The organism is Pseudomonas lactucae, assembly GCF_016937615.1.
GTDB classification, from domain to species: Bacteria; Pseudomonadota; Gammaproteobacteria; order Pseudomonadales; family Pseudomonadaceae; genus Aquipseudomonas; species Aquipseudomonas lactucae.
Genome location: NZ_JAFHKI010000092.1, coordinates 11,808 through 33,673, shown reverse-complemented (window position 1 = coordinate 33,673; position 21,866 = coordinate 11,808). Strand labels below are relative to the sequence as shown.

General features: G+C 60.2%; 20 protein-coding genes, 1 tRNA gene and 4 pseudogenes. 6 read left to right on the top strand and 19 right to left on the bottom strand.

The genetic code is table 11. The features are described 5' to 3' along the window. Nucleotides 1-19: 19 nt before the first annotated feature. The 10 genes and pseudogenes from JWR98_RS17400 to JWR98_RS17355 all read right to left on the bottom strand — a co-directional run bounded on the left by JWR98_RS17400 (nt 20) and on the right by JWR98_RS17355 (nt 8,517). Nucleotides 20-196 carry a type III secretion effector protein gene (locus JWR98_RS17400; RefSeq protein WP_205490648.1) on the bottom strand — a complete coding sequence of 59 codons (177 nt, stop codon included), beginning with the start codon at nt 194-196 and terminating at the stop codon, nt 20-22. 152 nt (nt 197-348) lie between these two features. Then, nucleotides 349-1,293 (bottom strand): sigma 54-interacting transcriptional regulator, encoded by a 945-nt coding sequence (locus JWR98_RS17395; RefSeq protein ID WP_078731462.1) that lies wholly within the window; start codon nt 1,291-1,293, stop codon nt 349-351. Between the two features lie 315 nt (nt 1,294-1,608). After that, a complete protein-coding gene (gene ychF, locus JWR98_RS17390) occupies nt 1,609-2,709 on the bottom strand; it encodes a redox-regulated ATPase YchF (RefSeq protein WP_078731463.1) in 1,101 nt (366 codons plus the stop codon). Between the two features lie 21 nt (nt 2,710-2,730). Next, complete coding sequence (gene pth, locus JWR98_RS17385; protein WP_010213318.1) at nt 2,731-3,315, bottom strand: aminoacyl-tRNA hydrolase; 585 nt, start codon at nt 3,313-3,315, stop codon at nt 2,731-2,733. A gap of 166 nt (nt 3,316-3,481) precedes the next feature. Beyond that, nucleotides 3,482-4,081 carry a 50S ribosomal protein L25/general stress protein Ctc gene (locus JWR98_RS17380; protein WP_078731465.1) on the bottom strand — a complete coding sequence of 200 codons (600 nt, stop codon included), beginning with the start codon at nt 4,079-4,081 and terminating at the stop codon, nt 3,482-3,484. Between the two features lie 138 nt (nt 4,082-4,219). Beyond that, nucleotides 4,220-5,161 carry a ribose-phosphate pyrophosphokinase gene (locus JWR98_RS17375; protein ID WP_003171603.1) on the bottom strand — a complete coding sequence of 314 codons (942 nt, stop codon included), beginning with the start codon at nt 5,159-5,161 and terminating at the stop codon, nt 4,220-4,222. 45 nt (nt 5,162-5,206) lie between these two features. Continuing rightward, nucleotides 5,207-5,281: transfer RNA gene (locus tag JWR98_RS17370), tRNA-Gln, on the bottom strand. Nucleotides 5,282-5,318: 37 nt separating this feature from the next. After that, nucleotides 5,319-6,169 (bottom strand): annotated as a pseudogene (gene ispE / locus JWR98_RS17365) (4-(cytidine 5'-diphospho)-2-C-methyl-D-erythritol kinase). A 1-nt stretch (nt 6,170) separates the two neighbouring features. After that, nucleotides 6,171-6,788, bottom strand: a complete 618-nt coding sequence (gene lolB / locus JWR98_RS17360; protein ID WP_003171605.1) for a lipoprotein insertase outer membrane protein LolB — start codon at nt 6,786-6,788, stop codon at nt 6,171-6,173. Nucleotides 6,789-6,792: 4 nt separating this feature from the next. Continuing rightward, entirely contained in the window at nt 6,793-8,517 is a 1,725-nt protein-coding gene (locus JWR98_RS17355) for a tetratricopeptide repeat protein (RefSeq protein WP_078731468.1), read from the bottom strand. A gap of 183 nt (nt 8,518-8,700) precedes the next feature. On the opposite strand from JWR98_RS17355, the gene hemA reads away from it, so the two are divergent. The 6 genes and pseudogenes from hemA to JWR98_RS17325 all read left to right on the top strand — a co-directional run bounded on the left by hemA (nt 8,701) and on the right by JWR98_RS17325 (nt 14,056). Continuing rightward, nucleotides 8,701-9,990, top strand: coding sequence for a glutamyl-tRNA reductase (gene hemA / locus JWR98_RS17350; RefSeq protein ID WP_078731469.1), 1,290 nt, complete (start codon nt 8,701-8,703; stop codon nt 9,988-9,990). Beyond that, a complete protein-coding gene (gene prfA / locus JWR98_RS17345) occupies nt 9,987-11,069 on the top strand; it encodes a peptide chain release factor 1 (RefSeq protein ID WP_078731470.1) in 1,083 nt (360 codons plus the stop codon). The genes hemA and prfA overlap by 4 nt, the downstream gene beginning before the upstream one ends. Then, nucleotides 11,070-11,900, top strand: coding sequence for a peptide chain release factor N(5)-glutamine methyltransferase (prmC, locus tag JWR98_RS17340; protein ID WP_078731472.1), 831 nt, complete (start codon nt 11,070-11,072; stop codon nt 11,898-11,900). Beyond that, complete coding sequence (locus JWR98_RS17335) at nt 11,894-12,649, top strand: molybdopterin-synthase adenylyltransferase MoeB (RefSeq protein ID WP_078731474.1); 756 nt, start codon at nt 11,894-11,896, stop codon at nt 12,647-12,649. Before prmC ends, JWR98_RS17335 begins: the two co-directional genes overlap by 7 nt. Continuing rightward, a pseudogene (murI, locus tag JWR98_RS17330) lies at nt 12,642-13,435 on the top strand (glutamate racemase). Before JWR98_RS17335 ends, murI begins: the two are co-directional and overlap by 8 nt. 103 nt (nt 13,436-13,538) lie before the next feature. Beyond that, nucleotides 13,539-14,056: pseudogene (locus tag JWR98_RS17325) on the top strand (acyloxyacyl hydrolase). Between the two features lie 91 nt (nt 14,057-14,147). Here JWR98_RS17325 and JWR98_RS17320 read toward each other — a convergent pair. The 9 genes and pseudogenes from JWR98_RS17320 to JWR98_RS17280 all read right to left on the bottom strand — a co-directional run bounded on the left by JWR98_RS17320 (nt 14,148) and on the right by JWR98_RS17280 (nt 21,863). Then, nucleotides 14,148-14,453 (bottom strand): YkgJ family cysteine cluster protein, encoded by a 306-nt coding sequence (locus JWR98_RS17320; RefSeq protein ID WP_078731476.1) that lies wholly within the window; start codon nt 14,451-14,453, stop codon nt 14,148-14,150. Nucleotides 14,454-14,506: 53 nt separating this feature from the next. Beyond that, complete coding sequence (locus tag JWR98_RS17315; protein ID WP_078731477.1) at nt 14,507-14,995, bottom strand: DUF2878 domain-containing protein; 489 nt, start codon at nt 14,993-14,995, stop codon at nt 14,507-14,509. Beyond that, a complete protein-coding gene (locus tag JWR98_RS17310) occupies nt 14,988-16,259 on the bottom strand; it encodes an SAM-dependent methyltransferase (protein WP_078731478.1) in 1,272 nt (423 codons plus the stop codon). Before JWR98_RS17310 ends, JWR98_RS17315 begins: the two co-directional genes overlap by 8 nt. Continuing rightward, the gene (locus tag JWR98_RS17305; RefSeq protein WP_205490645.1) at nt 16,246-17,055 is read right to left on the bottom strand and encodes a DUF1365 family protein; all 810 of its coding nucleotides are present in this window, start codon (nt 17,053-17,055) and stop codon (nt 16,246-16,248) included. Before JWR98_RS17305 ends, JWR98_RS17310 begins: the two co-directional genes overlap by 14 nt. Further along, nucleotides 17,052-18,298 (bottom strand): annotated as a pseudogene (locus JWR98_RS30000) (NAD(P)/FAD-dependent oxidoreductase). The gene JWR98_RS17305 and the pseudogene JWR98_RS30000 overlap by 4 nt, the downstream one beginning before the upstream one ends. Next, nucleotides 18,295-19,077, bottom strand: coding sequence for an SDR family NAD(P)-dependent oxidoreductase (locus JWR98_RS17295; protein WP_205490641.1), 783 nt, complete (start codon nt 19,075-19,077; stop codon nt 18,295-18,297). Before JWR98_RS17295 ends, JWR98_RS30000 begins: the two are co-directional and overlap by 4 nt. Continuing rightward, the gene (locus tag JWR98_RS17290; RefSeq protein WP_078731482.1) at nt 19,074-19,499 is read right to left on the bottom strand and encodes a nuclear transport factor 2 family protein; all 426 of its coding nucleotides are present in this window, start codon (nt 19,497-19,499) and stop codon (nt 19,074-19,076) included. The genes JWR98_RS17295 and JWR98_RS17290 overlap by 4 nt, the downstream gene beginning before the upstream one ends. After that, on the bottom strand, nt 19,492-20,934 hold the full coding sequence (phrB, locus tag JWR98_RS17285) for a deoxyribodipyrimidine photo-lyase (RefSeq protein WP_205490639.1): 1,443 nt from the start codon (nt 20,932-20,934) through the stop codon (nt 19,492-19,494). Before phrB ends, JWR98_RS17290 begins: the two co-directional genes overlap by 8 nt. Next, nucleotides 20,934-21,863 (bottom strand): MerR family transcriptional regulator, encoded by a 930-nt coding sequence (locus JWR98_RS17280; RefSeq protein ID WP_078731484.1) that lies wholly within the window; start codon nt 21,861-21,863, stop codon nt 20,934-20,936. Before JWR98_RS17280 ends, phrB begins: the two co-directional genes overlap by 1 nt. Nucleotides 21,864-21,866 lie beyond the last annotated feature (3 nt).

The following is a 21,866-nucleotide window of genomic DNA, read 5'->3' as shown; positions in this document are numbered from 1 at the left end:
AACAAGGACGGCTTTTCACTTAGCGTATGGCGTCGATGTTTTTTTTCTGTTCGCTGATCTTGAAGGCCTCGATACCTTCTTTCAGCGACTTACGAGCCTCCATCTTCCTCTCTTGCTTCAAGTCTTCGTTATTGTCACCGATACCACCGTAGTAGGGTGGTGGAGTATATAGGCTGTTGCTAACTGGACCGGACATAGTGGCTCTCCGTTATTAGAGTTTTGACTTTTTGGCCTGGTGGATGCCTTGTTGCACACCGAAACGCACGGCCTGCGCTAAAGGCCCAAGCTCGTAGTTTGTGTGGTCGTGACGCTCTATGGAGTTCCATGTTTTGTAGCCGATCTGGATATTTAGTTTTTTCGTGGCAGTGCACCCAGAGGTATGCTCAGTTGTTTCATTCGGTAGTAAAGCGTTCTCTTGGCCATGCCCAATTCCTCTGCGGCTTCATCTACGCATTGAGCGTGACGACGCAATGACTCCTCAATCAATGCTTTTTCAAACTGTTGAAGGCGTGTTTTCAAATTCAATTGGGTGTCGGGGTGGGTTGTCACCGAGGCGGAAGATAGCGGCGAAATCCCCAGGGCGAAACGTTTGGCCGTGGAGCGTAGCTCGCGAACGTTACCCATCCAGGGGTGGCAAAGCAGTTGTTGTATCAGCGCTCCGGAAGGGCGTGTGAAGGTGCACTTGAAGTATTCGGCTTCCTCTCGAACCATATTCAGGAACAAGGGAATGATTCGTTCAGGACGGTTGCGCAGTGCGGGCAGATGAATGCTGACGACGTTCAGGCGAAAGTAAAGATCGCGTCTGAAAGCGCCTTGTTCGACCATGTCGTGCAGCGATTGCTGGGCTGAGGCGATGACACGCATGTCTACGGGAATGAAGCGCGTCGAGCCTAGTCGCTCCACGCCTCGGGACTCCAGGACCCGCAGCAGCTTGGCCTGCAGGGTCAGGGGCATACTGTCGATTTCATCCAAGTACAGCGTGCCCAGGTGCGCGGCTTCGATGAAGCCTGCCCGGGATTGTACGGCGCCGGTGTAAGCTCCACTGTTTACACCAAAAAGTTGGCTTTCTGCGAGGCTGTCGGGGATCGCGGCGCAGTTTACGGCGACAAAGTGCCCGCGCCGGCCCGACAACCGATGAATCCGTTGTGCCAGGGTGTCTTTGCCCGTGCCGGTCTCGCCCATTAACAGAACGTCAATATTTCGTGTGGCGGTAGTATTCAGCATTACTTCAATATAAGGGTCTTCAGTGATTGCTATATCCGTTTGGTGTTCATGAGAATAAAAAGCCGACATAGCTACTGTTCCATAATCGCTTGAGGTTACGGGACTCAGGAAGAGGCAGTAAAGCGTATTTTTGAGTTCTTGTCATCGCGAATCGCATATCTAAAGTTGAAGAGTGTTGTACGAAAAGTGAGTGGGGTGTGTGAGTGAGAACCTTAATAGGGTTTTTATTGTGGTTGTACTTTTTTATGTAGGAAAGTGCTTAATTTTTTAGTCTTTATATGGACGTTACTGCATTAGGCAGCGACGCACTGTAAAACCTTCAGCCACAAAAAAGCCGATGCAGAGCATCGGCTTTTTGTTTGCGAACGAGACCGTCAATAAAGCTTAGACGTTAAAGCGGAAATGCATCACATCGCCATCTTTAACAATATATTCCTTACCTTCCAAGCGCCACTTACCGGCTTCCTTGGCACCTGCTTCACCCTTGAACTGGATAAAGTCGTTGTAGGCAATCACCTCGGCACGGATAAAGCCCTTTTCGAAGTCAGTGTGAATCACACCGGCAGCCTGCGGTGCGGTGGCACCCACCTTGACGGTCCAGGCGCGGACTTCTTCGACACCGGCGGTGAAGTAGGTCTGCAGGTTGAGCATTTCGTAACCGGCGCGGATCACGCGGTTCAGCCCAGGTTCTTCCAGGCCCAGGGCCTCGAGGAACATGTCTTTCTCTTCGCCGTCATCGAGTTCGGCGATTTCCGCTTCGATCTTGTTGCACACCGGAACCACGATGGCGCCTTCTTCGTCGGCGATGGCCTTGACCACATCCAACAGTGGGTTGTTCTCAAAGCCGTCTTCAGCGACGTTGGCGATGTACATTACCGGCTTGGTGGTCAGCAGGTGGAAACCTTTGATCACGGCCTTCTCATCAGTGCCCATGTTCTTCATCAAGCTGCGCGCAGGCTTGCCTTCGGTGAAGTGAGCGATCAACTGCTCCAGCAGGCCCTTTTGGACCACTGCATCCTTGTCACCGCCCTTGGCGTTGCGCGCGACTTTCTGCAGTTGTTTTTCGCAGCTGTCGAGGTCGGCGAAGATCAGTTCAAGGTCGATGATTTCGATGTCGCGTTTCGGATCGACGCTGTTGGAGACGTGGATCACGTTCTCGTCTTCAAAGCAGCGGACCACGTGGGCGATGGCATCGGTTTCGCGGATGTTGGCCAGGAATTTGTTGCCCAGGCCTTCACCTTTCGATGCCCCGGCCACCAGGCCGGCGATGTCGACGAATTCCATGGTGGTCGGCAGGATGCGCTTGGGATTGACGATGACCGCCAGCGCGTCAAGGCGCGGGTCCGGCATCGGCACGATACCGCTGTTGGGTTCGATGGTGCAGAAGGGGAAGTTCTCCGCCGCAATACCGGACTTGGTCAAAGCGTTGAACAAGGTGGATTTGCCGACGTTGGGCAGGCCGACGATGCCGCAATTGAATCCCATGGTGTTTCCCCTCGGTAAGAGTCAGGCCTTCTGGCTGTGCAGGTTTTTCATCGCACGGTTCCATTCACCGGCGAAGATATCCGGCAGCACGCCGAGGGCAAAGTCGATGCTGGCATCGAGTTTTTCCTGTTCGGCGCGTGGCGCACGACCCAGGACGAAATTTGAAACCATACTGGCAACGCCTGGGTGGCCAATGCCGAGCCGCAGGCGGTAGAAATTATTCTGATTACCCAACTGCGCGATGATGTCGCGCAGGCCGTTGTGCCCACCGTGCCCGCCGCCCAGCTTGAGCTTGGCAACGCCGGGTGGCAGGTCCAGTTCGTCATGGGCCACCAGGATTTCTTCGGGTTTGATCCGGAAGAAGCCCGCAAGCGCCGCGACAGCCTGGCCACTGCGGTTCATGTAGGTGGTGGGAATCAGCAGACGAACATCCTGACCCTGGTGCGAGAAGCGCCCGGTCAGGCCAAAATACTTGCGATCGGCCACAAGGTTCACGCCTTGTGCGTGGGCGATACGCTCAACAAAAAGGGCCCCCGCGTTATGCCGGGTCTGTTCGTATTCGGCGCCTGGATTTCCCAGGCCAACGATCAGTTTAATGGCAGTCACGACAGGGGCCCTTCCTTTGGAGTTGTGGATAACATCGCCGACCTGGGTGCGGCGAAAGTGGGTGACAGGAGCTCACTTATCCAGAGATAAACTTCGCGTTGTCGCCCGCTTTCTCGCTACGTTCCGGTCCGCGATGTTGCCTCAAGCTCCGGCAAAACAGAGTGAATTACTCTGCAGCGCCTTCTTCAGCTTCTGGTGCAACGCGTGGAGCGTGTACGTTTGCAACAGCTTTGTCGTCACCGTGAGCCAGTGCAACGAACTCAACGCCTTTAGGGGCTTTGAGGTCGGACAGGTGAACGATTGCGCCGATTTCCAGAGCCGACAGGTCGACTTCGATGAACTCAGGCAGATCTTTCGGCAGGCAGGTCACTTCGATTTCGTTCAGGACGTGAGAGATCTCGCCGCCTTTCTTGACCGGAGCTTCTTCACCCACAAAGTGTACTGGAACGATAGCGGTCAGTTTCTGACCTGCTACGACGCGTACGAAGTCAGCGTGCAGTACGTGACCTTTGGACGGGTGACGTTGCAGTGCCTTGATGATGACGTTCTGCTTGGTGCCGCCAACGTTCAGTTCGATAACGTGGCTGTAGGCAGCATCGTTTTCGAGCAGTTTGGCAACTTCTTTGGCCAGCATGCTGATGGATTCAGGGGCTTTTTCGCCACCGTAAACTACAGCTGGAACCAGGCTTGCGAGACGACGCAGGCGGCGGCTCGCACCTTTCCCCAGGTCGGAACGCAGTTCAGCATTCAAAGTAAAATTGTTCATGTTGTATCTCCAAATTAACCACATTCGCCCCAGCGTTTGCGACCAGCGCTAAAGGCGATATGGGCAAAAAAGCCCCGCCCCAACAGAGTGCTGGGGCGAGGCGCTTTTCGTCAGGTTGATGTCGCTAAGGTTTGACCCTTAACGGAACATCGCGCTGATCGATTCTTCATTGCTGATACGGCGAACCGCCTCGGCAACGACCGGTGCGATATCCAGTTGACGGATACGCGCACAGGCTTGAGCGGCGGCGGACAACGGGATGGTGTTAGTCACCACCAGTTCGTCCAGCACGGAATTCTCGATGTTCTCGATCGCTCGGCCCGACAGCACAGGGTGTGTGCAGTAGGCGAAGACTTTAGCCGCACCGTGCTCTTTCAAGGCTTTAGCCGCGTGGCACAGGGTGCCGGCGGTGTCGACCATGTCATCAACCAGAATACAGGTACGCCCTTCGACATCACCGATGATATGCATCACTTCAGAGTGATTGGCTTTCTCGCGGCGTTTGTCGATGATCCCGAGATCCACGCCCAGGGATTTGGCAACGGCCCGTGCACGCACGACGCCACCAATGTCCGGGGACACGATCATCAGGTTTTCAAAGCGCTGATCTTCGATGTCATCCACCAATACGGGGGAGCCGTAGATGTTATCTACCGGAATATCGAAGAACCCCTGGATCTGGTCAGCGTGCAGGTCAACCGTGAGAACACGGTCGATGCCTACCACGGTGAGCATGTCAGCCACGACTTTCGCGCTGATAGCTACACGTGCGGAACGCGGACGGCGATCCTGACGGGCATAACCAAAGTAAGGGATTACAGCTGTGATTCGAGTCGCTGAGGAGCGGCGGAAGGCATCAGCCATCACGACGAGTTCCATCAGGTTATCGTTGGTCGGAGCGCAGGTCGGCTGAATAATGAAGACGTCTTTACCGCGAACGTTTTCATTGATCTCGGCTGTAATTTCGCCATCGGAAAATTTACCGACAGAGATGTCACCGAGAGGGATATGCAGCTGACGTACGACACGTCGAGCCAGATCGGGGTTGGCGTTCCCCGTAAAGACCATCATCTTGGACACGCGCAGTACCTAGAGGCTGAGGGTAACCTGGATGAGTAGAGAAAATGGCAGGGGCGGCTGGATTCGAACCAACGCATGGCAGGATCAAAACCTGCTGCCTTACCGCTTGGCGACGCCCCTGTATCTGTTGCAACGAGTACCCAGTACTCGATTCCTTTTAGAGCAGACTTTGCAGCTTGCGATGCAACATCGAAACGTTGCTTCCCTTTGCTACAAACCCTGTAAGGGTCTCTGTAAGAAGGGCCGAGACTTTATCAGCTTCAGCTTTGCTTGGGAAGCCCCCAAACACACAACTTCCAGTTCCGGTTAATTTTGCTTCGGTAAATTTACCTAACAAATTCAAAGCGTTACGTACTTCTGGATAACGCCTTGCTACAACCGGTAAGCAGTCATTTCGACTGTTTCCCTTGGGAACGGGGCGCACTTTAATGGGAGAAGAGTTACGTGTCAACAACGGATCTGAAAAAATTTCTGCTGTACTTACAGATACTTGCGGGACAAGCACGACATACCACGGCTCTTCGGGGAATTCCGGGGACAGTTTCTCCCCGACGCCCTCGGCAAAAGCCGCGTGTCCGTGCACGAAAACCGGGACGTCGCGCCCAGGGTAAGGCCCAGCGCGGCCAGGCGATCCTGGTCCCAGGCCAGTTGCCACAAGTGATTCAAGCCCAGCAATGTGGTCGCGGCATTCGAACTGCCACCACCGATCCCGCCCCCCATGGGCAGGATTTTATCGATCCAGATGTCGATGCCGAGCGGGCAGCCGGATTGTTCCTGGAGTTTTCTTGCTGCCCGCACGATCAGATTGCTGTCGTGGGGCACGCCTGCGAATTCGGTGTGCAACCGGATCACGCCATCATCGCGCACGGCGAACGTCAGCTCATCGCCATAGTCGAGAAATTGAAACAGCGTCTGCAACTCGTGGTAGCCGTCTTCACGGCGTCCGAGGATGTGCAGCATCAGGTTCAATTTGGCCGGGGAGGGCAGGGTCAGTGCTTCTACGCTCACGTCATTGCCCCAGCTTGCGCGGTTGCCAGTCCTTGATCACCAGCGTGACGTCCAGGTCGGTGCCATGCAATTTGATGCGCTCAGGCAGCCAATAACCGCTTTGCTGCACATAACTGAGGTATTCGACCTGCCAGCCATCCTGTTCCAGAGTGGCCAGGCGGCTGTCGCCATTGAGGCTCAGGCGACTCTTGCTGTCTGGCGCGGGCAGGCCGCGCACCCACCACACCAGGTGCGAGACGGGCAGTTTCCAGCCGATCTGTTCTTCCAGCAGTGCTTCCGGCGAAGTCGCTTCATAGCGGCCCTGATTGGCCACCTCCAGGCTGACTTGCCCCGGGCGACCGGTCAGGCGGGCCGCGCCACGGCCCAGCGGGCCCGATAAGCGAATATCGTAGTAGTCCTGGCGTTGCAGCCAGAACAAGGTGCCGCTGCCGGAGTCCTTGGGGGCGCGAACCCCGACTTTGCCTTCGATCTGCCAGCCGTCGATGCTGGCGAGTTGATCCTTGTGCTGCTTCCATTGCGCCGGGTTGCCCTGGCCTTCAACGGATTCACGGCTGCCGATGCCCGCGCAACCGGCGAGCAGGGCGATAAGGCTGAATACTGCAATGTGGCGAAAGAACATAAGCTTAAAGAGTCTCGGAACCGGTCAGGCGCTTGATGGTGCCGCGCAGGATGGGGCTTTCGGGTTGTTCCTTGAGGAACTTCTCCCAGATTTGGCGTGCTTCGCGCTGCTTGCCATTGGCCCACAGCACTTCGCCCAGGTGAGCGGCGACTTCCTGGTCGGGGAAACGCTCCAGCGCCTGGCGCAGCAAGCGTTCCGCTTCATCCAGGTTACCCAGGCGGTAATTCACCCAGCCCAGGCTGTCGAGCACGGCCGGGTCTTCGGGGTTGAGCTTGTGCGCCTGTTCGATCAGCACCTTGGCTTCGTCGTAGCGCGTGGTGCGGTCGGACAGGGTGTAGCCCAAGGCATTGAGCGCCATGGCGTTGTCCGGGTCGCGCTTGATGATCAGGCGCAGGTCTTTTTCCATCTGCGCCAGGTCATTGCGTTTTTCCGCCTGCATGGCGCGGGTGTACAGCAGGTTCAAATCGTCGGGGAATTGCAGCAAGGCTTGCTGCAGCAGTTTCCAGGCGCGCTCGCCCTGATTGTTGGCCGACAGGGTTTCGGCCTGGATCAGGTACAACTGGATTGCGTAATCCGGCTCGGCGTCGCGGGCCGCGGCCAGGCGTTTTTCGGCCTCGTCGGTGCGGCCGTTGCTCATCAGGATATCGGCCTGGCGCAATTGGGCCGGCAGATAGTCGTTGCCGGGGCCGACCTGAGCGTATTCGAGCAGCGCGGCCTGCGGGTCGTTGCGCTCTTCGGCGATACGGCCGAGGTTCAGGTGCGCCGAGTCCACATGGCTTTCGCGTTCGATCAGCTCTTGCAGGTAACCCTTGGCCTCGTCCCAGGCCTTGGCTTCCAGGCACACCAGCGCCAGGGAGTAACGCAGTTCGTCGTCGTCCGGGTACTGCTGGACCAGATTGGCGAACTGCACTTTGGCGTCCTCCATGCGGTCCTGTTCGACCAGCATGCGCGCATAAGTCAGGCGCAGGCGCTTGTCGTCCGGGTACTTCTTGATGCTTTTTTCCAGCAGCGGAATGGCTTCCTTGCCGCGATTGAGGTTCTGCAGCAGGCGCGCGCGCAGCAGGATCGGTGCGATCTCGCCTTCGTCCGGAGGGTTTTGCTCCAGCAGCTTCAAGGCTGCTTCGGCTTCGTCATCCTGCTGCAGCAGCAGTGCCTTGCCGAAAATCAGCTGGCTGTTCTTCGGATGCTTTTGCAGCAGGCGGTCGAAACTCTTCATCAGCCCGTTGCGGGTGTCTTGGTCGGTGTCGGCGGCCGACAGCGCGAGGAAGTCGAAATGCGTGTCGCCCTTGCCCTGCAGGACCTTCTCCATATAAACCATGGAGTCGTCGTAACGCCCGGCCCGCGCCAGTTGAATGGCCGCCGCGCGCTGCGCTTCCAGATCGTCCGGCGCGTTCTTCGCCCAGATCAGCGAGGTGTCCAGCGCGGCCTGATCGGCGCCCAGGTATTCGGCGATGCGAAACGCCCGCTCGGAAATCCCCGGGTCCTGGGTGTTGATGGCCTGGGTCACGTAGTTGTCCAGCGCAATATCGAAGCGATTGCGCTGGCCAGCCAGTTCCGCACTCAGCAGGCTGAACACCGTTTCTTCAGTAAACGAGGAGTAAACCTTGGGCTTTTCAGGGGCGGGGGTGCTGTCTTCTACCGGCGGCGTACCGTCCGGCGACACGGGGGCCATGGCCTGGCAGCCGCTGAGAAAGACAAAAGCAAGGAGCAACGCGGAAGATCTATTCATATAGGAAGAGGACGACTAACCTGCGGTCGGATCATCATGACACAAGCCTTCGGCCAAACATAACCGAGACTCAGTGGATACCTTTCATAGGCACAAGGTATAGGGACAATAGACGACGGTGGTTGTTCTGAATCTATCGAAGTAGGACAATTGTCGGCTTCCCGACATCATCAGCGATATTGAATGGCCTTCCTCGCACTCGGTATTAACCACAAGACTGCCTCCGTAGACGTGCGCGAGCGCGTGGCGTTTACGCCAGAGCAGTTGGTTGAGGCCTTGCAGCAGCTCTGCCGGCTCACCGACAGCCGCGAAGCTGCGATCCTTTCAACCTGCAATCGCAGTGAGCTTTATATAGAGCAGGAACATCTTTCGCCGGATGTCGTGCTGCGTTGGCTGGCCGATTACCACCATTTGAGCCTCGATGACCTGCGCGCGAGCGCTTACGTGCACGAAGACGATGCGGCAGTTCGTCACATGATGCGTGTGGCCGCCGGTCTCGATTCGCTGGTACTTGGCGAGCCGCAGATCCTTGGCCAGATGAAATCCGCCTACGCCGTAGCGCGCGAGGCCGGGACCGTCGGCCCGCTGTTGGGGCGCCTGTTCCAGGCCACGTTCAATTCGGCCAAGCAGGTGCGCACCGACACTGCCATTGGTGAAAACCCGGTGTCCGTGGCGTTTGCCGCGGTGAGCCTGGCCAAACAGATTTTCAGCGACTTGCAGCGCAGCCAGGCCTTGCTGATCGGCGCCGGCGAAACCATCACCCTGGTTGCCCGCCATCTGCATGATTTGGGGGTCAAGCGCATCGTGGTCGCCAACCGCACCCTGGAGCGCGCGAGCATCCTGGCCGAACAGTTTGGCGCCCACGCCGTGCTGCTGGCAGATATTCCGGCTGAACTGGTGCGCAGCGATATCGTGATCAGCTCCACCGCCAGCCAGTTGCCTATCCTTGGCAAGGGCGCGGTGGAAAGCGCGTTGAAGCTGCGCAAACACAAACCGATCTTTATGGTGGATATCGCCGTTCCGCGGGATATCGAGCCCGAAGTCGGCGAGTTGGACGACGTTTACCTCTATAGCGTCGATGATTTGCACGAAGTGGTCGCCGAAAACCTCAAGAGCCGCCAGGGCGCAGCCCAGGCCGCCGAGGAGATGGTCAGTACCGGCGCCGAAGACTTCATGGTGCGCTTGCGTGAACTGGCGGCGGTGGACGTGCTCAAGGCGTATCGTCAACAGGGCGAACGCCTGCGTGACGAGGAGCTGATCAAGGCCCAGCGCTTGCTGGCCAACGGCAGCAGCGCCGAAGAAGTGCTGATGCAACTGGCCCGGGGCCTCACCAACAAGCTGCTCCACGCGCCCAGCGTACAATTAAAAAAGCTTACCGCCGAAGGCCGCCTCGATGCGCTGGCCATGGCCCAGGAACTCTTTGCCCTCGGTGAGGGCGCGTCAGAAAGCTCTTCGGATAAAAAATCGCAATGAAAGCGTCACTGCTCAATAAACTGGACGTGCTCCAGGACCGTTTCGAAGAACTGACCGCCTTGCTCGGCGACGGCGAAGTCATCTCCGATCAGGCCAAGTTCCGCACCTATTCCAAGGAGTACGCGGAAGTTGAGCCTATCGTGACCACCTACGGGCAATGGCTGAAAACCCACGCCGACCTTGAAGGCGCCCAGGCGCTGCTCAAGGACAGCGACCCGGACATGCGCGAAATGGCCGTGGAGGAAGTCCGCGAAGCCAAGGACAAGCTGATAGCGCTGGAAAGCGACCTGCAACGTATGCTCTTGCCCAAAGACCCCAACGACGGGCGCAACGTGTTCCTCGAAATCCGCGCCGGTACCGGTGGCGACGAGGCGGCGATTTTTTCCGGCGATCTGTTCCGCATGTATTCGCGCTATGCCGAGCGGCGTGGCTGGCGGGTGGAGATCCTGTCGGAGAACGAAGGCGAGCATGGCGGCTATAAAGAAGTCATCGCGCGGGTCGAAGGCGAGAACGTCTACGGCAAGCTGAAGTTCGAATCCGGCGCCCACCGCGTACAGCGAGTACCGGCGACCGAATCCCAAGGGCGTATCCACACCTCGGCGTGCACCGTGGCGGTGTTGCCCGAGCCGGACGAGCAGGAAGCTATCGAGATCAACCCGGCGGACTTGCGTGTCGACACCTACCGCTCGTCGGGCGCCGGTGGTCAGCACGTCAACAAGACCGACTCGGCGATCCGCATCACCCACTTGCCATCGGGCATCGTGGTGGAATGCCAGGAAGAGCGTTCCCAGCACAAGAACCGTGCGCGGGCCATGTCCTGGTTGTCGGCCAAGCTCAACGACCAGCAGACCAGCGCCGCCGCCAATGCGATTGCCAGCGAGCGTAAATTGCTGGTCGGCTCGGGCGACCGTTCCGAGCGTATTCGTACCTACAACTTCGCCCAGGGCCGGGTCACCGACCACCGGGTCAACCTGACCCTGTACTCCCTCGACGAAATTCTCGCCGGCGGTGTGGATGCGGTCATCGAGCCGTTGCTCGCCGAATACCAGGCCGATCAGCTGGCGGCGATAGGTGAATAAATGACCATCATTGCCAGCCTGTTGCGCGCCGCTGACCTGCCGGACTCGCCCAGCGCGCGCCTGGATGCCGAACTGTTGCTGGCCGCTGCCCTGGGCAAGTCGCGCAGCTATCTGCACACCTGGCCCGAGAAAATCGTCAGCAGTGAAGACGCGCTGACCTTTGCCGGCTACCTGCAACGCCGTCGCGTCGGTGAACCGGTGGCTTACATTCTCGGTCAGCAAGGCTTCTGGAAACTCGACCTGGAGGTCGCGCCGCACACGCTGATCCCGCGCCCGGACACCGAATTGCTGGTGGAGGCCGCGCTGGAGTTGTTGCCGGCCACGCCGACTCGGGTCCTCGACCTGGGCACCGGCAGCGGCGCCATCGCCCTGGCCCTGGCCAGCGAGCGCCCGGCCTGGCACGTTACCGCCGTCGATCGCGTGCTCGAAGCCGTGGCCCTGGCCGAACGCAATCGCCAGCGCCTGCACCTGCATAACGCCACGGTGCTGAACAGCCATTGGTTCAGCGCCCTGCAAGGTCATCGCTACGACCTGATCATCAGCAACCCGCCGTATATCGCCGAGAACGACCCGCATCTGGTGGCGGGCGATGTGCGTTTCGAGCCGGCCAGTGCGCTGGTGGCAGGCCATGATGGTCTGGACGATCTGCGCTTGATCATCAACGAGGCCCCGGCGCACTTGAATGCCGGCGGTTGGTTGCTGCTCGAACACGGTTATGACCAGGCTGAGGCCGTGCGTGACCTGCTGCTGACCCAAGGCTTTGAGGACGTTCACAGCCGCATCGACCTGGGCGGTCACGAACGCATCACTCTGGGACGCCGGCCGTGCTGACCGATCAGGAGCTGTTGCGCTACAGCCGCCAGATTCTGTTGCAGTATGTCGACATCGACGGCCAGTTGCGCCTGAAAAATGCCCGCGCGCTGATCGTCGGCCTGGGTGGCCTCGGCGCGCCGGTGGCGCTGTATCTGGCGGCCGCCGGCGTGGGCGAGCTGCATTTGGCTGACTTCGATACCGTCGACCTGACCAACCTGCAACGCCAGATCATCCATGACACCGACAGTGTCGGGCAGACCAAGGTCGATTCGGCCGTGCGCCGCCTGACGGCGATCAACCCTGATATCAGCCTGATTCCTCATCGCCGTGCACTGGACGCTGACTCCCTGGCGGCGGCCGTGGCGGCGGTGGACGTGGTGCTCGATTGCAGCGACAACTTCGCCACCCGCGAAGCGGTCAACGCCGCCTGTGTCGCAGGTGCCAAGCCGTTGATCAGCGGCGCGGCGATTCGCCTTGAGGGGCAATTGTCGGTGTTCGACCCGCGCCGCGCCGATAGCCCGTGCTACCACTGTTTATATGGGCATGGCAGCGACACCGAACTCACCTGCAGCGAAGCCGGCGTGGTCGGTCCGTTGGTGGGCCTGGTGGGTAGCCTGCAGGCGCTGGAGGCCTTGAAGTTGCTGGCCGGTTTCGGCGAACCGCTGGTGGGCCGCCTGCTGCTGATCGATGCCTTGACCACGCGGTTTCGCGAATTACGCGTCAAACGTGACCCCGGCTGCAGTGTCTGCGGGACGCCACATGGTTAAGGACGCGCCGATCGGTGTGTTCGATTCCGGTGTCGGCGGCGTGTCGGTGCTCGATGAAATCCAGCGGCTATTGCCTCACGAATCGCTGTTGTATGTCGCCGATGGCGGGCATATTCCCTACGGCGAGAAAACCCCAGCCTTTATTCTTGAACGCTCCCGGCGGGTTGCCGAGTTTTTCCGCGAAAAAGGCGCCAAGGCATTTGTGATCGCCTGCAACACGGCGACCGTCGCGGCGGTTGCGACCTGCGCCAGGATTTCCCCGACTGGCCGCTGGTTGGAATGGAACCCGCCGTCAAACCCGCCGCCGCCGCCACCCGCAGTGGCGTCGTTGGAGTGCTGGCCACCACCGGCACCCTGCAAAGCGCCAAGTTCGCGGCCTTGCTCGACCGTTTCGCCACCGATGTGCGGGTGATCACCCAGCCGTGCCCCGGCCTGGTTGAATTGATTGAAACCGGCGACCTCACCAGCCCTGCCTTGCGCACGCTGTTACAGGGTTACATCGACCCGCTGCTCAGCGCCGGCTGCGACACCATCATCCTCGGTTGCACCCACTATCCCTTCCTCAAGCCCCTCCTGGCGCAAATGCTGCCCCCCAGCATCACTCTCATCGACACCGGCGCCGCCGTGGCCCGCCAACTCAAGCGTTTGCTGGGTGAGCGCGACCTGTTGGCCGTCGGAAATCCAGCGCCTGCGCAGTTCTGGACCAGCGGTGATGTGTGTCATCTCAGAAATATCCTACCGACACTATGGAAACATCCCGGAGTTGTGCGAAGCTTTGGCTCGTGAAAATTTCGTGAAAATTCGCTGAACTTCTGGTTGTGAGTCAGCTTCTATAGCGAGATTGCCTGTAAAAAATCACACCTTTTCCGTTTTCAAAGGACTGTTTCTTATGAAGCGCTTGTTCTGTTTGGCCGCGTTTGCGGCGTCGTGGTGGGACACTCGGTTTCGGCCCAGGCTGCCGGCCTGGAATTTGGCGTGGGAAGCACCAGCGACTCCACCATGACGTACCGGCTTGGCTTGACTTCAGACTGGGATAAAAGCTGGTGGCAGAGCGACGTGGGCCGTTTGACCGGCTATTGGAGCGGCGCCTACACCTACTGGGAGGGCGACGAGCGCGCCGGCGCCAGCAGCCTGTCCTTCTCGCCGGTCTTTGTGTATGAGTTTGCCGGCCAGTCGGTCAAACCCTACATCGAGGCCGGGATCGGGGTGGCGGTGTTCTCCCGCACCAAACTGGAAGACAACAACATCGGCCAGGCCTTCCAGTTCGAAGACCGCTTGGGTTTCGGCCTGCGGTTTACTGGGGGACATGAAGTGGGCATTCGCGCCACGCATTACTCCAACGCCGGGATCAGCAGCAACAACGATGGGGTAGAGAGCTACTCGCTGCACTACACCATGCCGCTGTAATTCCCAGGCACGCTGAAAAACGGTGTGGGAGAGCGGTACGACGATTCTCGGGAGCAAGTCGAATCGTCGCACCGCCCCTCTCACATTTTGATCAGCGATACGCCGTCGCAATCCCCTGGCGCTCGTCCAGGCATTCCGGCGCCCCCATCTCGAATTCCCGGCAAATCAGCGGTCGCCGTTCATAAATCGTGCACATCATCGTGTCTCGATCCAGCGCCGCGCACCAGCCGTCGTCCAGGCGCAGCATCACTTCGCCGCCCCAATCATCCGTGTCGATATAGCGCTCCGGCACGCCGGTGTCGGTGATCAGCATCACTTCCAGCTGGCAGCAGCAGGCCGCGCACGTTGAGCAGGTGACGGCGGGTTCGGTGATTTGGGTGTGGGGTATGGTGGTCATGGGCGCCAGCTTCAAGCTTTAAGCGGCAAGCTGCAAGGAGAAGCCGACCGCTTTCATCTTTTACTTGTCGCTGCCGCGGTCAGCAGCGTAAACACCCCGGCCCACAGCACGGCCAGCAAGGCCATCGTCGGCCCCAGCCCGTAGCCGAACTGTACGCCAGCCAACTGGCTCCCGGCGTAATAGGACAATGGCCCGCCGACAGCGCCCAACAACGCCGCGCGCCACCAGGGCCTGGCGCTCCAGGCCAGACAATGGTGCAGCGTGGTCGCCAGCAACGCCCACAGCAACATCAACCAGAAAGGAATCAACGGCCCCGGTTCGCTGAAGTGGAAGACGCCCAGGCTGCGCAGCAGCGTATCCAACAGCGTGCCTGCCAGCGTGACGCCGATGATCAATACACCGTCCTCGGCGGCCGAACTTATCCACAGCAGGTGGATGATCAGCACGCCCACTCCGACCAGCAGCCATGGGCTGTCACCGCCGAGTACACAGGCAAACCAGCCGCACTGGAACAGCGCGGCATTGGCCAGGGTTTTAAGCACTGAAACGCCCCAGCAGCGGCGGGGTGATCGCCGAGGGCTTGGCCAGCAATAACTGCGCGGTGCCAATGGTGCGCTCCATGAAGCCGCCTTCGCAGTAGCACAGGTAGAACTCCCACAAGCGCAGGAAGTATTCGTCGTAGCCCAATTGGGCGAGGCGGCCGTGGGCGCGGCGAAAGTTCTCGTGCCACAGACGCAGGGTGCGTGCGTAGTGCAGGCCGAAGTCTTCCATGTGCAGCAGGTTCATGTCGGTGTCGCGGCTGACGATGTGCAACATATTCTGCACACTGGGCAGGGCGCCGCCGGGGAAGATATAGCGCTGGATGAAGTCGACGTTGTTTTTGGCCTGTTCGAAGCGTTGCTCACGGATGGTGATGGCCTGCAGCAGCATCAGGCCATCGTTCTTGAGCAGATGCGCGCATTGCTTGAAGTAGGTCGGCAGAAAGCGATGGCCCACCGCTTCGATCATCTCGATGGACACCAACTTGTCGTACTGGCCGGTCAGATCGCGATAGTCCTGCAGCAACAGCGTGACCTGGCCCTGCAAGCCCAAGGCTTGGATGCGCCGCTCGGTGTAGGCGAATTGCTCCCTGGACAGGGTCGTGGTGGTGACCTTGCAGCCGTAATGCTGCGCCGCATACAGCGCCATGCTGCCCCAGCCGGTGCCGATTTCCAGCAGATGGTCGGTGGGTTTGAGGGCGAGCTTCTGGCAGATGCGCTCCAGCTTGTTCAGTTGCGCTTGTTCCAGGGTGTCGTCGGCGTTTAAGAATTGCGCGGCCGAATACATCATCGTCGGGTCGAGGAACTCTTCGAACAGATCGTTACCCAGGTCGTAATGGGCGGCGATGTTTTTTTGCGAGCCCTTGCGCGTGTTGCGGTTCAGCCAGTGCAGCCCTTGGGTGAGTGGCCGAGCCAGGCGCGCCAGGCCACCCTCCATCGCGTCGAGTACGTCGAGGTTGCTGACCATCACGCGGACCACGGCGGTCAGGTCCGGGCTGCTCCAGTACCCATGGATAAACGCCTCGCCGGCGCCGATGGAGCCGTTGGCCGCCACCAGCCCCCAGACTGCCGAATCGACGATCTGGATTTCTCCCAGCAACTGCGCTTCCCGTGCGCCGAAAACTTGCCGTTCGCCGTCCTCGATCACCACCAACTGCCCGTGGCGCAATTGGCTGAGTTGACGCAGCACGCCCTTGCGCAGCAGCGCGGTGGTCATACTGTTGACGTTCAGGCGGTTGGCCTTGACCGATAAGCTAGGGGATTTCATGGCGGCGATCCTTGGTGTAACCGACGGCTGTGCGAGAGGCGCCATCGGCGGCCCGGTGGGAAAAAATCGGTGTGCGCTTGAGCAGCAGACGCAGGGCCTGCCAGTAGATCGCCAGGCAGGTCTTGGCGGTCATCCACGGAAAATGCCGCAGATAGCGATGCAGGCTGGCGCGATTCAATGCTTCTTTTTGCAGGCTCAGGGTGGCGTCGAAGACTTTCAGTTCGCCCTGCCAGTCGGCCATGTGCACGCCAAGTCGCGCAGCGGGCGGGCTGAAACTCATGCGGTATTCCAGGTCGCGGGGTAAAAACGGCGACACATGAAAGGCCTTGGCCACGGCGAAGTGCTGGTGCTCGTCGGTGCCCAGGGCTTGGGCCGGCAGCACGTAGTGGTAGCGCTCGCGCCAGGGGGTGTTGGTCACTTCACACAGGATCGCGGCCAGTTGCCCATCGGCCTCGAAGCAGTAGAAGAAACTCACCGGATTAAAAGCCAGGCCCCAACTGCGGGCCTGGGTCAGCAGGCAGATAACGCCCTGGGGCGTATGGCCCAGGGCCTTGCCGACTTCCTGGCGCACGGCATCGCTCAAACTCATGCCATGGCGCGTCAATTCACGCAGGTAATCCTGCTGGCGAAAGCCGAAAGGTGCGAACAGGCTGCGTCCGGCCAGGGGGGACAGCCCAAGCACGGCGTCTTCTTCGCTCAAATCCAGGTACAGCAGGCCGATTCGGTAGCGAAAGGCGTGAGCCCTGGGCGCAAACCGACGATGGGCGATCCAGCCGCTGTACAAGGCGCTGTTCACAGGGCTTCCCCAAATGCCTGGGCCACGCGCAAGGCGCTGACCACGCCGTCTTCATGGAAACCGTTGGCCCAATACGCGCCGCAATAAAAGGTGTGTTGTGCGCCGGCCAATTCTTCCCAACGGTTTTGCGCGGCCACCGCCGCCAGGCTGTATTGCGGGTGGGCGTAGGTATAGCGCGCCAGGACTTTCAGCGGGTTGATCATCGCCGTCTGGTTGAGGCTGACGCAAAACGTGGTGGCGCTGTCGATGCCTTGCAGGATGTTCATGTCGTAGGTCACGGCCGCCTGGGTCTGCGTATGGCTGCCCAGTCGGTAATTCCAGCTGGCCCAGGCCAGTTTGCGGTCGGGCAACAGGCGGGTGTCGGTGTGCAGCACCACGTCGTTGTCGGCGTAGGGCAGGGCACCGAGGATTTCCTGTTCGGCCTGGCTCGGGTCGACGAGCAACGCCAGTGCCTGGTCGCTATGGCAGGCGAACACCACCTTGTCGAAGGCCTCGGTGCCGGTGGCGCTGTGGATAATCGCGCCGTCGGCGTTGCGCTCCACCCGATGTACGGGACAATTGAGGCGGATGTGCTGGCGAAAGCTGCGTGTCAGCGGCTCGATATAGCGGGAGGAACCTCCTTCGATCACGCACCATTGCGGGCGATTGTTCACCGACAGCAAACCGTGGTTCTTGAAAAAACGCACAAAAAACTGCAACGGGAAACCCAGCATGTCCGCCAGGGACATCGACCAGATCGCCGCGCCCATCGGCACGATGTAATGCCGCACAAACCGCTCGCCGTAACCGCCGGCGGCGAGGTAGTCGCCCAGAGTCATCTCGGCGTTGATGCGTTGCTCCTGCAAGTCCCTTGGCGCCTCGCGGTTAAAACGCAGTATGTCGCGCAACATGCCCCAGAACCCTGGCGACAGAATATTGCGCCGCTGGGCGAACAGGCTGTTGAGGTTATTGCCGTTGTACTCGAAGCGCGTGCTTTCGTCGCACACCGAAAAGCTCATCTCGGTAGGTTTGAATCGCACGCCAATCTGCCCCAGCAGGCGGATAAAGTTGGGGTAGTCCAGTCGTTGAATACGATAAAACCGGTGTCCACCGCGTAGCTTTTGCCTTCCACCGTGACATTGACCGTATGGGTATGCCCGCCGATGCGGTCACCCGCTTCAAACAGCGTGATGTCGTGCTGGCGATCAAGCAGATAGGCGCTGGTCAGCCCGGCAATGCCGCTGCCGATGATGGCGATCTTCACAGGTCGTCCTTCTTCGGCGGCGGGCTGCGCAGCATGCGTTTGCCGATGATCAGTTGGGCGCGGTTGGGCAGTTTCGACAGCGGCCACAGGGTGGCGATGAACATCGCGGGGAAGGCGATTTCCAGCGGACGTTTCTCCAGTTTGGCGAAGATGTGCCGAGCGGCTTTTTCGGCCGGCCAGCTCAGGGGCATCGGGAAATCATTGCGTTCGGTCAGCGGGGTGTCGACAAAGCCTGGGCTGATCACGGTGACGTCGATGTTCTCCGGTGACAAGCTGATGCGCAGGGATTCGAACAGGTAGCGCAGGCCGGCTTTGGACGCGCCATAAGCTTCAGCGCGGGGCATCGGCAGGTAGGTCACCGCGCTGGCGACCCCCACCAGATGCGGGGTAAGCCCTGCGCGTAACAACGGCAGCGCCGCTTCGATGCAATAACTGCTGGCCAGCAGGTTGGTGCGCACCACATGCTCGATGATCGAGGAGTCGAATTGCCGCGCATCCACGTATTCGCAGGTGCCGGCATTCAGGATCACCGTGTCCAGCGCGCTCCAGGCGCTCTGGATCTGCTCGCCGATTTCACGCACGGTCTGGCTGTTGGTCAGGTCGCCGGCCACCACCAGCACTTGGCCGGGGTAGCGTTGAGCGAGGGCTTCCAGCGGCTCCCGCGACCGCGAGCTCAGCGCCACATGGGCACCGCTGTCGAGCAATTCCACGGCCAGCGCGGCACCGATGCCACTGCTGGCGCCGGTCAGCCAATAACGGCGGGGCGACGTTGTGTTCATCCCATTCTCCTTTTCAGCCAACGGACGACCCGGCCCAATACCGGCAAATGTTCGTAGAGCAGGGCGCCCGCATCGAAGTAGTCGCGATGGTGGAACACCTTGTTGTCGCGCCACATCAGGTGCGAGCAGCCCTCCACCCGGATGACTTGGCCGTTGGCCAGGCGTGGGTGGCAAAAACTCATTTTCCAGCGCAGGTAGCCTTCGCCTTCGGCAACCTGATCGAAGCCATGAAAATCGAAACGTAGCTGTGTGACGTTGCTGTACAACGATTCGAAATAACCGTGCAGCGCGTTCAGGCCGTGTAACGCGTGCAGCGGGTCGGTGAAAGCGATGTCCTTGCTGTAGAGGCTGTCGAGCAGGTGCAGGTTGTGCTTGTCCAGCGTGGCGAAGGTGTGCGCGAAGCGCTGCAGGAAATCACTCATGTTCGGCCACCTCCTGGCGTGAAGGCAGGCTGCGGAAGGCGGCCAACGCGCGCTCGCGGGATTTTTTCAAGTCGACGATGGCGCGTGGGTAATCCGCCACGCCAAACAGCCCGCCGACCGCTTCGGGGTTGTGGACGTCCTTTTTATTCAACGCGGCCAGCTCCGGTAGCCAGTGCCTGATGAACACGCCGTCGCTGTCGAATTTTTCCGATTGGCTCAAGGGGCTGAAAATCCGGAAGTACGGCGCCGAATCGGTGCCGGTGGACGAACTCCACTGCCAGCCACCGTTGTTGGCCGCCAGATCGCCGTCGATCAGGTGGCGCATGAAAAAGCGCTCGCCTTCGCGCCAGTCGATCAGCAGGTTCTTGGTGAGGAACATCGCCACCACCATGCGCAGGCGGTTGTGCATCCAGCCGGTTTCCAGCAATTGGCGCATTGCGGCATCGATGATCGGCAGACCGGTGCGCGCTTCTTGCCAGGCCGCCAGGTCCTTGGGCGCATGGCGCCAGGCCACGGCCTCGGTTTCGGGGCGGAACGCACGGTGGCGCGACACCCGTGGGTAGCCCACCAGAATGTGTTTGTAGAACTCGCGCCAGAGCAGTTCGTTGATCCAGGTGATAGCGCCGATATCGCCGCTTTCGAACTCACCCTGGTTGCTTTGCAGCGCGGCATGCAGGCACTGGCGCGGCGAAACCACGCCGGCGGCGAGGTACGCCGACAGCTGGCTGGTGCCGGGCTTGGCGGGGAAGTCGCGTTCGTCTTTGTAGTAGCTGATCTGCTGGTCGGCAAACGCGTCCAGGCGCCGCCGGGCTTCGTCTTCACCTGCGGGCCACAGCGCGCGCAGGCTGTCGCTCGGTGGTTCGAAGCCGTCGACGGTTTGCGGTACAGGGTCACTGTTGAAGGCCAGCTTTTGCTGGGCCTTGGGCGTGGCCACGATGCGCGGCAAGGCGCTGTGCAGGCGCGAATAACAGACCTTGCGGAACTGGCTGAATACCTGGAAATAGGTGCCGGTCTTGGTCAGCACGCTGCCCGGCTGGAAAAACAGTTGGTCCAGGTAGCGGTGGAAAGTCACGCCGCAGGCTTCCAATTGCTGGGCCACCGCCGCATCGCGACGGCTTTCGTGGATGCCGTATTCCTCGTTGACGTGCACCGACTTCACCGACAGTTCCCGGCACAGTTCGCTGAGTACGGCGGGCGCCTGCTGCCAGGTTGCAGCGCTGCGGATCAGCAGGGGAATGTTCAACTCGCCGAGGGTCAGGCTCAGTCGTTGCAGGTTGCGCAGCCAGAAATCCACTTTGCACGGCGCATCGTCATGGGCCCGCCACTGCTCGGGCGTGATCAGGTACACGGCCGCCACCGCGCCGCGCTGGCTTGCGGCGGCCAGGGCGGTGTTGTCGTGAAGGCGCAGGTCGGTGCGCAGCCAGATCAGATGCATTACAGGAGTCCACGCTGGATCAGTTGCTGGTGGGCCGCCAACGCATCTTCGGCGACGAACAATTGCGGGATGTCATGGGTTAACACGCCCAACTCGGTCTGGTGGATGCACACCGCGGGGCCGACCAGCACGGTTGGGCAGTCGATGCCGCCCAGCAGTTTGTTCAGCGCCGGCAGGTTCAGGGCCTTGCTCGAATACAGCAGCACCGCGCGCGGTTGCAGGTGCTCCACCGCCAGGGCGAGTTCGCCGGCGGGCAATGGCCAGTCGAAGACTTCCACCGGGCAATCGGCGCTGCTGGCCAGCCAGGCGCTGAGCCACAGGTGCGGCTCCAGGGGCAGGTCGGACTGGTTGACCAGCAGCAACGGCGTGCCCTGCAATTGGCGATTGTTGTGGTAAATGCGCGCACCGAACTTGCTGCGCAGCCAGGACAGGAAAAACACCCGTTCCATTTGCGCACCGAACTGGCCTTGCCAACGCTGTTCAAGCTCATTGATCAGCGGCAGCAGCAGTTGCTCGCAGAGGGTGCGCGGCGGATACAGCGCCATGGCCTGGTTGAAGGCGTCGTCGACCCGGCGCTCGGCCAGTTCGCTGATGGCGGTGACCAAGGTCTGGCGCAGGGCATGCCATTCATTTTCGACGGCGTCGGGGCTGGCCTGGGCCGAGTCGATCAAGGCCCTGACCTGGCTGACCGGCACGCCACGGTTGAGCCAAGTGAGGATGGCATGGATACGTTGCACATGTTCGGCGCTGAACAGCCGATGGCCCTTGGGCGTGCGCTGCGGCACGACCAGGCCATAGCGGCGTTCCCATGCGCGCAGGGTCACGGCGTTGACGCCGGTCTGGCGCGCCACTTCACGGATCGGCAGCCAGCCATCCTGGAGGGCTTGGGCGATGTCTTCGCCGGGTTCGTCTTGCGGGGCAGGCTTCATGGT